Here is a 13,425-nt window from a genome sequence, read left to right as displayed (position 1 = left end):
CCTGGCGGCCTCTGGTTCAATCAACGGCCCTGATGCTGGCGCCGTTGCTGGGGCTGCTGTGCAGCGCTATGGCGGCCTCCGCCGCCGGCCTGCAATCCGAGCTGGTCGCGCGCGGCGACTATCTGGTCAACGGCATCCTGATCTGCGGCAACTGCCATACGCGCCGAGGGCCGTCCGGAGAAATCCTGGCGCCGCAAGAGGTCCGCGACACGGCGCTTTCCGGCGGACAGACCTGGGACGAGGCGGCCTTCAAGGTCACCGCGCCGAACATCACCCAGGACAAGGACACCGGCATCGGCGATTACACCGACGCCGAGCTCAGGCAGGTGCTGCGCAAGGGCATCAAGCGCAACGGCGCGCGGGTTGCCGTGATGCCGAGCGGCTTCTACGAGATCATGACCGAGCACGACCTCGATGCTGTGATCGCCTATCTGCGCACGCTGAAACCGGTCAGCCATGCGGTGCCGGCGCCGATCTACAAGAGGGCGCAGCAGCACGAGATTCCGCCGGGCGGCGAGACGCCGTACAGCGACGCGATGCTGAACGACAAGATCGCGCGAGGCTTCTATCTCGCGACCGTCGGGCTGTGCATGGAGTGCCACACGCCGTGGCAGTCGCAAGCGTTTGCCGACCGGCTTGGCGCCGGCGGCAACGAATTTCACGGCCCGTGGGGCGTCTCGGTGTCGCGAAACATCACGGCGAGCAACAGCAAGGGCATCGGGGACTGGACCGATGACGAGATCAAACGCGCCATCACGCAAGGGATCGCCAGGAACGGCAGCAAGCTGAAGCCGCCGATGAGCTTTCAATACTATGCCAACGTGTCGGCCGCCGATCTCGACGCCATCGTCGCCTACTTGCGGACCGTGCCGCCGCGCGATTAGCGGCGGACGCTTCACCTCTCCCCGTCGGGGAGAGGTGAACTTTCAATGCCGCTCCGGCCAAAATCTGATCTCATCATGCAGCCCGCAGCCATCACCGCGCTTCGCCCGCAAATCCCTGGCGCAATTCCGACAGCCGGTCGAGCGCGGCCTGCGGCAGCGGCCCCTTCCCGGCCGCGGCCAGCGCGTCGTCGAACTGCTGCGGCGTTGCCATGCCGACCAGGATGGTGCCGACCGCCGGATGCGACAGCGCGAACCGCGTCGCGGCTTCGGTGAGGCTCGTCGCAAAGCCTTCCTTGACCAGCGGCATCAGGCGCCTTGCCCGCGCGATATCGGCATCGTAGCTCATCGCCGAACCGATCGGGTCGGGCGCCGGCCCCGCAATCGGATGCCGCTCGGCCGAGGCAGACAATGCGCCGCCGGCCAGCACGCGGATGCCCACGACACCGACGCCGGCAGCCTTCGTGTGATCGAACAATCGCCCGTAATCCTGCGCCGGATAGTTTTGCGGCAATTCGACGGCGGCGGATGGATTGAGCATGTTGTAGACCACCTGCGCGCCATCGAAGATACCGGCATCGATCACCTCTCGCAGCGCCGCCGTCTCGCCGATCGCGGTCATCCCGAGGAAGCCGAGCTTGCCCTGCCGGCGCAGCCGCTCGAATGCCGGCACCACCTCGTCCAGCACCTGCCTGACGCCCAGCGCCCCTGCGCCGCCATCAGCGGTGACCGGATTGTGCAGATAGAAGATGTCCACCCGGTCACGCCGCAAGCGCGAGAGGCTGCCTTCGAGCGATTGCGTGACAGTGTCCGCGACGCTGCCGACGCCATCGGACGGTAAGCGCACCTTGGTGCCAACGACAACGTTGGCCGGCTTCAGCGTGTGCAGGACGCGGCCGAGGTTCTTTTCGGATTCGCCATTGCCGTACTGCACTGCGGTGTCGAAGTAGTTGACGCCGGCGCCAATCGCGCGTGCGACGGTGCGCTCCTGATCGGCGGCATCGCCGCGCACCATCAATCCGCCCACCGCGCCGCAGCCGAACCCGAGCACCGAAAGCAGCAGTCCGCTTCGTCCAAAAACTCGCATCTGCATTGCCGTTCCTCCGAGGGAGTGCGGAGCCTGTGAGGTCGAGCGGTTGTGCGACCCTGACGCACCTCAATGCTCGACCCGGTACAGGCGCCATCGCTCGGGCACGCCCTTGAGCTGGTGAATGCCGCGATCCTTGAAGCGGATCTCGGATTGCGCCATCAGATCCTTGACCGCACTCGAGACCAAAATTTCGCCGGCGCGCGCTTTCGCGGCGACGCGTGCGCCGATGTGGAACGCGAGACCGAACACCTCCGCCCCGCTCACCCGGTATTCGCCGGCGTGCAGCCCCACCCTGATCTCGAGCCCCAAGGTGCACACCGCCTCGCGGATCGCGGTTGCGCAACTGACCCCGGCCGCCGGCGCGCGGAACGTCGCCAGCAGCCCGTCCCCCGTCGTCACGACTTCCTTGCCGCGCAAGGTCTTCAGCTCCCTGCGGACCGCCGCGTAACAGTGATTCATCACCTGGGCCCAGCGCGAGTCGCCGAGCCGCGCGGCTTTTTCGGTGGACCGGACGATATCGACAAACAGGATGGTGGCGAGCGCTTGCTTGAGCTCGGCGTCACGATCCGCGGTGCGGCGCCGGTTCGCGATATTTCCAGCCAGCGGTTCATAGCGGTGGCTGCGCCGCCGCGCGATTGCGGATTTTACATAGTCCTGGGCACGCTCCACCGTGCCGCAACGAATTGTCTTGTCCCTCGGTGGGAGCGCCCAATAGACCTTTCGCCCGGCTCCGGCGCCATGGACCTCCACCGCACCCCACTTCAGGAAAACCGTCGAGCCAACCCGTCGAACGCACCATGCCTTCGACGTGTATCCGGAAACGTTCGACTGATGGATTCCGATGCGAAGGAATTTGGGCATGAACGTGCTGCCGACCGCAAGACCATGTGGGCCTACCTGGGCAAAGCGTAGTCAGACATTTTTGCGTTGGCAACAGTAGTTGCAATCAAAACGCCGGACTCCGTTGTCGGCTGGGTCACGCATTTCGCCATCGCGGTCCGCCGCGCTTTAGCATGCGCTTCCCGAAGCTATCGGCACCGTGAAATGAAACATCGCGCCGCGGCCATGATTTGGGGTCACCCACAATCGCCCATGATGCGCCTCGATGATCGACCGGCAGATCGACAGCCCCATGCCCATGCCGTCCGGCTTGGTCGTGAACATCGGGTTGAATATTCGATCCACAGCATCGGTCGCGATGCCATTCCCGGTGTCTTCCACCGACACCATCACATATCCGGAGTCACGCACTTCGGAGCTGATGAAGAGCACCCGCTCGCCATTCGTCATGGCCATTGCGTCGATCGCGTTCGTCATCAAATTCACCAGCACTTGTTGGAGCTGAATCCGTTCGCCTGTTATCCGCGGCAGCAGTCCGTGAAGATCGGCGCGAACGGCGACCCGATGTATCCGTAACCTGTCGCGAACGGCGGCCAGCGCTCCCTGAATAACATCGTCGATATCGAGCGACGCGTGGGTCCGCGCACCCACCTTGAAATGCGCCCGGATATTTTCGATGACGGCGTCCGCACTCTGTCCGGCGGCCTCGACGCGCCGCAATGCGTCTCTGGCACGATCGACGTTAGGGTCGGGATCGACACGGTCAAGCCAATTCAATCCGGCCTTCGCACTGGCTGCAATCGCCGTCAGCGGCTGCTTGATTTCGTGCGCAATTGAAGCCGAGACCGTGTCGCCGGTTAACAGTCGCGCCTCGCGCTCGCGACGATGCGCCAGGACCGCGCGCAGCAGTTGCGTGTAAAGCGTGGTTATTTCATGCAGCAGGACGGAGAGCACCAGGATGCTGGACACGAACCCGAAGATTCGGGCGGCGATCCAGGCAGCGCTGAATCGCGCCGGACCGACAAACGCGCTCAAGTAGATCTCGATTGCATACGCGCAAAGGGCCACCATCAGCCACAGATCGAGCACCGACAGCCGGCGGAACCAGAGCAAGGTGATTGCAACCGCGCACCACACGATGAGGCAACTGGCAAGATAACGCCAGAAGGTGGAAAAATGCACCCGATCGATTGCGATCGCAGGCAAATACGCATCACTCGCGATCACCAGAACGGTCGCGATGCACACGATAGCCGTGGACATCGCGACGTGCGAGAGGATGGTCGCGCCCACCGAGCCCTCCCACGATCCCCTGGGCGGATCGGCATCCTTGAGAAGCGCGTATCCGATGATGAAGGCAGGAAAACCGAAGTACCGCAGCACCGAGAGCCAAGCCGTGCTCTGTAGTCCCGCGCCCAGCAGGCCGCCCGGGGCGAACACCCCCGGAAAGGTCAGCAGCCACGGGATGACCATAAGTCCTGCGAAGAGATACGCACTCGCGACGGCGAGGGTGGCCCGCGAACGCGAGATGGCGGACTGGTTGAGCAGCAGCACCGCGGTGATCAGGTCATTTACGACAATCGCTGTGCCATAGCACGGGACGAAGGCATCGATCCGCGGAAGCTGGAAGGTCGAGAGCGGCCCGGCCACGATGGAGAACGCAATCAGCGAGGCGAGCACGACACCAAGGGCAAGCCGTCTCTGCGTGCGGCTGGGCGGTAAAGTCACAAGGGTGAGAGGCCGCTCCTCCGGGACAGCAGAGACTGCACGCATCGCCGCAACCTCATCAGCTGAAATGCTCTTGACCGCCCCCGCGTTCGAGATGGCCCATCGTACCCCCCGAGGATGCTGAACCGGAAGCGATAAGGTGCGCCTGCGGGCACATGCCGGCCAAGGCTCAAGTCAAAACCCCTCGGCAATGTCCGTTTGCGTCAGGCTAAAGCTGCGTAGCTCCGCTACTGAAGCGTGTCGTTTCGACCCGTCGGGGTGCTGTCATGTCGTCATTGTCCGACGGCCTGCTAGACGCAGCCGTCGCCCGAAGTGTTGCGCATTCGACACGACGGGCAAGTCACCGGCAAATCCGTCAAGCCCTCATCGCAAAAATATTTCGGTTTACACGAATGGAAAATTATCCTATTGTGCGCCCGTCTCATCCGATCGAGGGGCGCTTCGCGATCGTCACGGACGTTGCGGTGAGATGCGGTGGCCGCTGCGGCGCACGAGACGAACGTGCCGCAGCGGACGGTGAAATCGTGCAGGCCTGACGCCCTAGTGGCAGGTGTCCTCTCGCAAAACGCGCGAGCGTTTTTGCGAAGGCGGTGACAACAAAGCCCAGTCTCGCCGGGGTGAGCACGTATAGGCCGTAAATCCATCGCGCAGGGAATGCCGGAGAGCCTCCGCTGAACCTGTATGCTCGTGTGCGTCACTTTCTACCCATTGGCACACGAGACCGCGGGTGCAGCGCGCCCCCGGCATTCCCTGCGCCCTCTGTTTTCAGAGAGCGGAACGACAGATAAAGCTCGGGCAATTCATGTCGCGAGAATGTGGAGCCGCGTCCCCACCCACACCTGTCATCGCCGGCTCCGACCGGGCGATCCAGTACGCCGCGGCCTCTCGGCTCAATCACCGCCGTCTCTGGAATACTGCATCGCCCGGTCAAGCCGGGCGATGACAGCGGTGAGTGAGGACAAAGCTTCGCACCCTCTCAGATGACGGGACTGATGGCCGAGTTCATTGAGTAGAATAATCCCAGCGTCGTCCGTCCCGGCGCTGGGACGACAGCGTGGTGTTGGCGCGGCTGAACCCGCACAAAACCGCTTCTGGCTCGGAATAGTTCGCAACACGGAGGCTGTTGCAAGTGAGTTGCGATAGCGTGTCGTTGACGATACTTGAAGTTCACCGACTCCCTGCTAGACAGCCGCGTATGAACTCCACCAACACCAGCGCATCCAGCAGCAAGACGTCCGTCGCCGCCATCTCGATCCTCGCCAGCGGCAGCATGGCGGCCGCCAAATTCGTCGTCGGCGTCGCGATCGGCTCGCTGGCGCTGATCTCCGAGGCGTTGCACTCGACGATCGACCTGGTCGCCACCATCATCACCTGGGCGGTGGTGCGGGTATCGGACCAGCCGGCGGATGCCGAGCATCATTACGGCCACGGCAAATTCGAGAGCGTCTCGGCGCTGTTCATCATCGCCCTGCTCTACGTGCTGGCCGGCGGCATCCTGGTGCAGGCCTACAGCCATCTGCGCGAGGGATCGCCGCCGCCGTCGATATCAGCCGCTCCATTCGTCGTGCTCGTGCTCGACATCGCCGTCAATCTATGGCGCGCCCGCGCGCTGCACCGCGCGGCGCGCGACACCAAGAGCCAGGCGCTCGCCGCCGACGCGCTGCATTTTGCCTCCGACGTGATGGGATCCGCGGCCGTCATCGTCGGCCTCGTGCTGGCCGCGTTCGGCTTCTGGTGGGGCGATGCGGCGGCTGCGATCGCGGTCGCGGTGATGATCGCCCTGCTCGGCCTGCGCATGGCGCGCGAGACGGTCGAGACCCTGCTCGACCGCGCCCCGGAGGGCGCGCAGGAAAAGGCCACCGCCGCGATCAAGGCGGTATCAGGCGTGGTCGGCGTCGATCGCCTGCGCGTCCGCATGGTCGGTGCGACCCATTTCATCGATGCGATCGCCACCGTGCCGCGCACCTACCCGATCGACCGCGTCGAGGAGATCAAGCGCAGGGCGCAGCAGGCGGTGTCGAGGGCGCTCGGCGATGCCGACCTCACCTTCACCGCGGTTCCGGTCGCGCGCGACAATGAGAGCGTGCGCGAGCGCATCATGGTGATCGCGCGCAACTCCGGCCTCGCCATCCACCATGTCACCGTGCACGATCTCGGCGGCAAGCTGACCGTCAGCATCGACCTCGAGGTCGACGGCGAGATGGAACTGGAGGCCGCGCATGCCATCGCCCACGATCTGGAGCGCGCGATCCGCGAGGATTTCGGCGAGGATGTCGAGGTCGACACCCATATCGAGCCGCTCGAGCCGGAGTTGCCGCTCGGAACCGACGCCGCGCCCGAGCGCGTCGAGGCCATCAAGGCGGCGTTGACCGGCTTCGCCGCCGGCGGCGCCATCCATGACATCCATAATGTGCGGGTCCGCGACACCGAGGCCGGCGAGATCGTCAACTTCCACTGCCGCGCAATACCGTCGATGAGTGTGATCAAGGTGCACGACGGCGTCGACGAGATCGAACGCGCGTTGCGCCGCGCCTTCCCGACCATCAAGCGCGTGATCAGCCACGCCGAACCGGCACGAGCATGATCCGGTAAAGTGCGAGGCGGTTTTCCGAAGAGATCATGCTCAAACAAAGACGTCTGTAATTTTACGGAGTCGTTCTTGGTTCGGACTCAATTAGCGGCTACCGATTCTGTATTGAGCAAGAATTTTTTCGCATTAACGAATCGTTGACTCTCGACAGCCTGCGAAATCTGGATTCAAATCATCATGATTCGGATGCAGCGTGGGGAGCATCCGGACCGGGTAAAACAGCAGCTTAGAGTGGGGGTCTAAGGCATGGCGCGCGCGCATGCAGCGAACGCGTGCGTCCAATCCGATTCGATCAAGGGATTGGCGCAGTCGATCGCGAAACCGGCCTATCACAGGCTCTTGACGGCCGAGCCTGCATTGCGCCGCGCCGTTCCTACGCTGATCATCGCGTTCCTGATCACGATCTGCCTCGGCGCCTTCGTGCAGGTGGTCGACCAGACCCGGCAGAAGCGCGGCTCGATGAAGCGCGACCTCGCCGCGCTGTCCGACATTCTCGCCGAACGTCTCGACCGCCTGACCTCGGTGCGCCGCGACCGGCTGGCCAATATCGAGCGCATGCAGGAACTGCTGCCCGATCTCATTCCCTCCTGGGGCATCGCCTACGGCCGCCACGTCATCATCACCAGCGCCGATCATCGCGTGCTGGCCCGCGTGCCGATCGACGGCCTCGGCGAGAACGATCGCATCCTCGATATCGTCTCCACCGCGCAGCTGATGGTCGCGCCCGGCCAGCAGGGCGTGGTCAGCGACATGACGCTGCCCAATGGCTCGAGCGCGCTGGCGATCTCGCGGCTGGTGAAGTCGCTGCCCGGCCAGGTCGTGGTGATCCAGGAGATGAACGAGCCGATCTGGGGATCGGATGCCGCGCTCTCGATCACGCTGTCGGCGACCACGAGCTTCGTGGTGCTGATCCTCGGCTTCGCCTTCCACTGGCAGTCGACCCGCGCCCGCGAGGGCGATCTGATCAACGACGCCGTGCGCGGCCGGATCGACACCGCGCTCAACCGCGGCCGCTGCGGGCTGTGGGACTGGGACCTGTCGCGCGGCCGCATCTTCTGGTCGCAGTCGATGTTCACCCTGCTCGGGCTCGACAGCCGCAACGACCTGCTCACCTTCGGCGAGGTCAACGCGCTGGTGAATTCCGACGACATCAACCTGTTCGACATCGCCGACCAGCTGATCTCCGGCAAGATCGACCACATCGACCAGAGCTTCCGCATGCAGCATGTCGGCGGCCACTGGATCTGGCTGCGCGTGCGCTGCGAGCTCAGCCACGCCGCGGCCGACGGCGGCCTGCACCTGATCGGGATCGCCGTCGACGTCACCGAGCAGAAGAGCCTCGCCGAGAAGTCGGTCGAAGCCGATCTGCGCCTGCGCGACGCGATCGAGACCATTCCGGAGGCCTTCGTGCTGTGGGATGCCGACGACCGCCTGGTGCTCTGCAACTCTCACTTCCAGCGGCTGCACAAGCTGCCCGATTCCGCGGTGATCCCCGGCACCTCCTACGAGACCGTGATCGAGGTCGGCAGCATGCCGGAGGTGCGCACGAAGTTGCACGAGAGCGGCGTGCCGGCGCCCGGCGCGCGCACCTTCGAGGCCCAGCTCGACGACGGCAGCTGGCTGCACATCTCTGAGCGCCGCACCAAGGACGGCGGCTACGTCTCGGTCGGCACCGACATCACCCGCATCAAGGCGCACGAGCAGAAGCTGGTCGACAACGATCTGCGGCTGCGCGCCTCGGTGACCGACCTGAAGCGCTCGCAAGCCGAGCTGGAGCGGCAGGCCGCCGAGCTGGTCGACCTCGCCGAGAAATACTCCCAGGAGAAGACCCGCGCCGAGGTCGCCAACGCCGCGAAGTCGAAATTCCTCGCCAATATGAGCCACGAGCTGCGCACGCCGCTCAACGCCATCATCGGCTTCTCCGAGATCATGGGCTCTGGCCTGTTCGGCCAGCTCGGCTCGGACAAGTACCAGGAATATTGCCACGACATCCTGACCTCGGGAAAATACCTGCTCGATGTGATCAACGACATCCTCGACATGTCGAAGATCGAGGCCGGCCGCATGAAGTTCGACATGGAGCCGCTCGACCTCTCCGGCATCCTCGCCGAGTCGCTCCGGGTGGTGTCCGGCCGCGCCGAGCACAAGGGGCTGTCGCTGGAGTCGGATATCGAAAGCACGATCTCGGTGGTCGCCGACCGCCGCGCGGTCAAGCAGATCATCGTCAATTTGCTGTCCAACGCGGTGAAATTCACGCCCGACAACGGCCGCGTGCTGGTGCGCGGCCAGATGCTCGACGACTCGATCGTGCTGTTGATCGCCGACAGCGGCATCGGCATCGCGCCGGACTCGCTGCGGCGGCTCGGCAAGCCGTTCGAGCAGGTCGAAAGCCAGCTCACCAAATCCTACCAGGGCTCCGGCCTCGGGCTGGCGATCGCGCGCTCGCTGACCAACCTGCACGGCGGCACCATGCGGCTGCGCTCAAAACTCGGCGTCGGCACCGTGGTCCGCATTACCCTGCCGCGCGACCCGCGCACGCAGGCCAAGCTGTCCCGGGCGGCGTAAACCAAACTACTTCGCCAGCACCTCCTCCAGCAGCGCCGGATCGCCGAGGATCGCGAGCGTCTCGCGCGGCGTCAGATGGTCGACCGCCTCGTCAAAGCTCTCGCTGGCCTCGATCCGGGCGCGCGCCAGCGCAAGGTGAAGATCGATCTGGCCGGGGCCACAGCGCCGCGCTGGCGGCAGCGCCGAGAGATGACGATGCCGCAATCCGGCATCCTGCCGCAACGTCGCGAGCGCCGGCGCGGGCGCGTGTGCAGGCGATGACGCGAGCTCGTTGGCGCGCACCAGCACGGCCGGCGGCTTCACTTCCTCCGGCGTCACGAACAGCGCCCGCAGCGCCGGCTTCGCCGTCCAGGCCCCGATCGGGATCGCAAACAGCAGGCCGACAATCACCGGCGACATCCACAGCAGCAGCGGCAACGACACCGCGTATGCGGCTGCCGCCATCGCGACGCCGCACGCGGTCGGGACGCCGTATTTGCGGTACAGCTCGCGCCGCTCGACCTCGCCATCGTCGCGCCGCTGGGTCTGCCAGCCGGCGTCGCGGCCGAGCAGGATCTCGACGACGGCGATCGACTGGAACACCATCATGACGGGTGCGATCATCGCCGAGATCACGAGCTCGGCAATCACACCTGAAAGCGCCCGAAACCCCCCGCCGAATTGCCTGCGCGTATCCCGCCTGGTCAGCAGCAAAACAAAACCGAGCAGCTTCGGCACGATCAGCAGCGCCATCGTCAGACCGAACACCCAGGCGGCGAGCACGGGGTCCTGTGCCGGCCAGTTGGGAAACAGCGCAAAGCCCTTCGGAAAATACTCCGGAAGAATGAAGCGCGCCTGCAACGAGATCAGGATCCCGAGCAGCAAGAACGAGAGCCAGAGCGGCGCGGTGATGTAGGAGCCGATCCCGGTCATGAAATGCAGCCGCGAAATCCAGTGCAAATGCCGCGTGCGCAGCACGGCGAGATGCTGCAGATTGCCCTGGCACCAGCGCCGGTCGCGCGCGGCGAAATCGAGCAGCGACGGCGGCACTTCCTCAAAACTGCCGCCGAGCGTCGGCGCCATGTAGATGCCCCAGCCGGCGCGCCGCATCAGCGCCGCCTCGACGAAATCATGGCTCAGGATGTGGCCGCCGAACGGCTTGCGTCCGGACAGTTCAGGCAGGCCCGCCTGCTCGGCGAAGGCCGCAATCCTGATGATGGCATTGTGGCCCCAGTAGTTGCCTTCGGAGCCGTGCCACCACGCGACGCCGGCGGCGATCATCGGCCCGTACAGCCGGCCGGCAAACTGCTGCAGCCGGCTGAACAGGCTGCGCGCATTGATGATCACCGGCAGCGTCTGGATCAGCGCCGCCTGCGGATGCTGCTCCATGGCATGAACCATCCGCACCATGGTGTCGCCCGACATCAAACTGTCGGCGTCGAGCACGATCATGTGCTGGTAGGCGCCGCCGAACCGCGTGATCCACTCGCCGATATTGCCGGACTTCCGCGCCACGTTGTCGGCGCGGTGCCGGTAGTAGAGCCGGCCGCCGCCGCAGGCCTCACACAGCGCGAGGAACGCCTGCTCCTCGGCGATCCAGATATCGGGGTCGCGCGTGTCGCTCAGCACGAACCAGTCGAAGCGTTCGGCCTGCCCGGTCGCCGCGATCGACTCGTAAATGGCGCGCAGCCGTGCCATCAGTTGATGCGGGTCCTCATTGTAGGTCGGCAGCAGCACCGCGGTTCGGCTCGCAACCTCCGGCAACGGGCCGTCGTCGCGGATCGGCAAGGCGTTGCCCTGGCGCCGCAGCAGAACGAAAAACCCGGCGAGCGCCGAAGCAAACGAGAAGGCGATCCAGGCGAGCAGCGCGACGAACAGCACGAGCACCATGCCTTCCATGATCGTCACGCCGCCGACCTGGACCACCATGTACATCTCGTAGGCCCCCGCGCCGGTCAGCGCCGCCGTCAGCACCAGGACGGAAGCGCGGCGCATCGTCATGCCGCTGCCCACCGACACCGGCTTGCCCACCGCGCGCGGCGGCCGGCCCAGATCGGCCGCGGACATCGCAAGCGGGCTCTCGCGCGGCAGAAAACCGTCGGCCGCGCGCGCGACAACGGCGTCAGGCGACGTGACTATGGCGCCCATCGATAGACCCAGATCTCCGAAAGCGGCTTGTCGTCCCGGGCCAGATGCGCCCGCAGCTCGATCGGCTCCTTCTTGACGGCACACTGGAAGCTGAGCCGCCACCCGCCGGTATTCGGATTTGGCTGGGTGACGATGTTGGTGATCTCGGATTTATCGGCGGTCACGATGCCCTTGACGCTGTCGGGATCGATGCCCTTCAGATTGTCGCCGAACAGGTCGAGCACGAACAGCTTGCCGCCTTCGCCACGCGCACCGATCCCGGTGCGCGTGAAGCGCGCCAGCGAATGCGGCTTCGGCGCGTCCGGCCCCCAATGCAGGCGATAGGTGAGATTGGTCTCGCTCTTGGCCTTCAGCGGCGCCTTCGGCCGCCAGAACGCGGCGATATTGTCGTGGATCTCCTCCTTGGTCGGGATCTCGAACAGGATGACCGCGCCCTCACCCCAGTCGCCGATCGGCTCGACCCACAGGCTCGGGCGCATCTCGAAGCGGGATTCGATGTCCTGATAGGCGAAGAAATTCTTCTCCCGCTGCATCAGACCAAAACCGTGCGGATTGACGTCCTGGAACGTCGAGATCTGCAGATCGCGCGGGTTGCTCAGCGGGCGCCACAGGCTCTCGCCCTTGCCGTTGTAGATCGCAAGCCCGTCGGAATCATGCACGGACGGTCGGAAATCATCGACATCGTTGCGGTCGTTGGGCCCGAAAAAGAACATGCTGGTCATCGGCGCAAGCCCGGCGTGCTCGAGATCGGCGCGCGGATAGAGCGATGCCTCGACGTCGAAGACGGTGGTCTTGCCCGGCCGGATGGTGAAACGATAGCTCGCCGCGCAGCTCTTGCTGTCGAGCAAGGCATGAATGACGAGCGCGGTCGCGTTGGGCACCGGCCGCTCGAGCCAGAACGCCTTGAAGAACGGAAACTCCTCGCCCTTGGCCTCGCCGGTGTCGATCGACAGACCGCGCGCCGACAGGCCGTAGGTCTCGCCGGCGGCGACGGCGCGGAAATAGCTCGCCCCCAGGAAGACGCAGACCTCGTCCTGATAGTCCGGCTTGTTGATCGGCGCGTGGATGCGAAATCCGGCAAAGCCGAGATCCCCGTCGGTGAACGCAGGCACGTTCGGCCCGAACGAAAAATTGTCCTTGTTGTAGCGGATCGCGTTGGCCTTGCCGTCGGCGACCTCGAAGATGGTGACCTTGTTTCTGTAGAAGAAGCCGCGATGGAAGAACTGCACCTCGAACGGCAGCTTCGCATCGCGCCACAGCGCGCGCTCCGGCGAGAAGCGGATCGAGCGGTATTGATCGTATGTCAGATCCTTCAGGCCGGCGGGCAGCGTCTCGTCCGGCGCCTCGAACGACTTGCTGGCGAGATTGCGGGCAAGTTCCCGCACCATGGATGGATTGAACGGCGTGTCCAAGGTATCAGCCGCGGCTGCGGCGTTGCGCCACGGTGAAAGCATCAGTGCCGGCAAAACGGCCGATCCATGGAGGAGTTGACGACGATTCAAGGCAGCTCCTGCTCGCTGATCGGGACGCCGCAATGAAACCGCCGAGTCGTCGGGGAGTTCCATTATTACCGCGTGCGCGAGAGGATTGACCGCACCAAGCGG

At 64.9% G+C, this 13,425-nt stretch carries 8 protein-coding genes; 3 read left to right on the top strand and 5 right to left on the bottom strand.

Features of this window, described 5'->3' with window-relative positions; translation table 11 throughout:
- Positions 1–32 precede the first annotated feature (32 nt).
- A complete protein-coding gene (locus CI41S_RS19165; RefSeq protein ID WP_244626596.1) occupies positions 33–884 on the top strand; it encodes a c-type cytochrome in 852 nt (283 codons plus the stop codon).
- A 91-nt stretch (positions 885–975) separates the two neighbouring features.
- Here CI41S_RS19165 and CI41S_RS19160 read toward each other — a convergent pair whose 3' ends face one another.
- From CI41S_RS19160 to CI41S_RS19150, 3 genes are all read right to left on the bottom strand, one after another.
- Positions 976–1,974 carry an aldo/keto reductase gene (locus tag CI41S_RS19160; RefSeq protein WP_139861066.1) on the bottom strand — a complete coding sequence of 333 codons (999 nt, stop codon included), beginning with the start codon at positions 1,972–1,974 and terminating at the stop codon, positions 976–978.
- A gap of 63 nt (positions 1,975–2,037) precedes the next feature.
- On the bottom strand, positions 2,038–2,832 hold the full coding sequence (locus tag CI41S_RS19155; protein ID WP_139861065.1) for an adenylate/guanylate cyclase domain-containing protein: 795 nt from the start codon (positions 2,830–2,832) through the stop codon (positions 2,038–2,040).
- Between the two features lie 147 nt (positions 2,833–2,979).
- A complete protein-coding gene (locus CI41S_RS19150) occupies positions 2,980–4,584 on the bottom strand; it encodes an MASE4 domain-containing protein (RefSeq protein WP_139861064.1) in 1,605 nt (534 codons plus the stop codon).
- Positions 4,585–5,734: 1,150 nt separating this feature from the next.
- On the opposite strand from CI41S_RS19150, the gene CI41S_RS19145 reads away from it, so the two are divergent.
- Together CI41S_RS19145 and CI41S_RS19140 are read left to right on the top strand one after the other, a co-directional pair.
- Positions 5,735–7,123, top strand: a complete 1,389-nt coding sequence (locus CI41S_RS19145; RefSeq protein WP_139861063.1) for a cation diffusion facilitator family transporter — start codon at positions 5,735–5,737, stop codon at positions 7,121–7,123.
- Between the two features lie 252 nt (positions 7,124–7,375).
- Positions 7,376–9,694 carry a PAS domain-containing sensor histidine kinase gene (locus tag CI41S_RS19140; protein WP_139861062.1) on the top strand — a complete coding sequence of 773 codons (2,319 nt, stop codon included), beginning with the start codon at positions 7,376–7,378 and terminating at the stop codon, positions 9,692–9,694.
- A gap of 6 nt (positions 9,695–9,700) precedes the next feature.
- On the opposite strand, the gene mdoH is transcribed toward CI41S_RS19140, so the two are convergent.
- On the bottom strand, positions 9,701–11,821 hold the full coding sequence (gene mdoH, locus CI41S_RS19135; RefSeq protein ID WP_139861061.1) for a glucans biosynthesis glucosyltransferase MdoH: 2,121 nt from the start codon (positions 11,819–11,821) through the stop codon (positions 9,701–9,703).
- Positions 11,809–13,275: a glucan biosynthesis protein G gene (locus tag CI41S_RS19130; protein ID WP_139861101.1), complete on the bottom strand. Its 1,467-nt coding sequence runs from the start codon at positions 13,273–13,275 to the stop codon at positions 11,809–11,811. The genes mdoH and CI41S_RS19130 overlap by 13 nt, the downstream gene beginning before the upstream one ends.
- Positions 13,276–13,425 lie beyond the last annotated feature (150 nt).

Source organism: Bradyrhizobium ivorense, assembly GCF_900696085.1.
In the GTDB taxonomy this organism is placed as follows: domain Bacteria; phylum Pseudomonadota; class Alphaproteobacteria; order Rhizobiales; family Xanthobacteraceae; genus Bradyrhizobium; species Bradyrhizobium ivorense.
The sequence above is the reverse complement of the archived record's forward strand: the minus strand, read 5'-3'. Positions and strand labels throughout refer to the sequence as shown.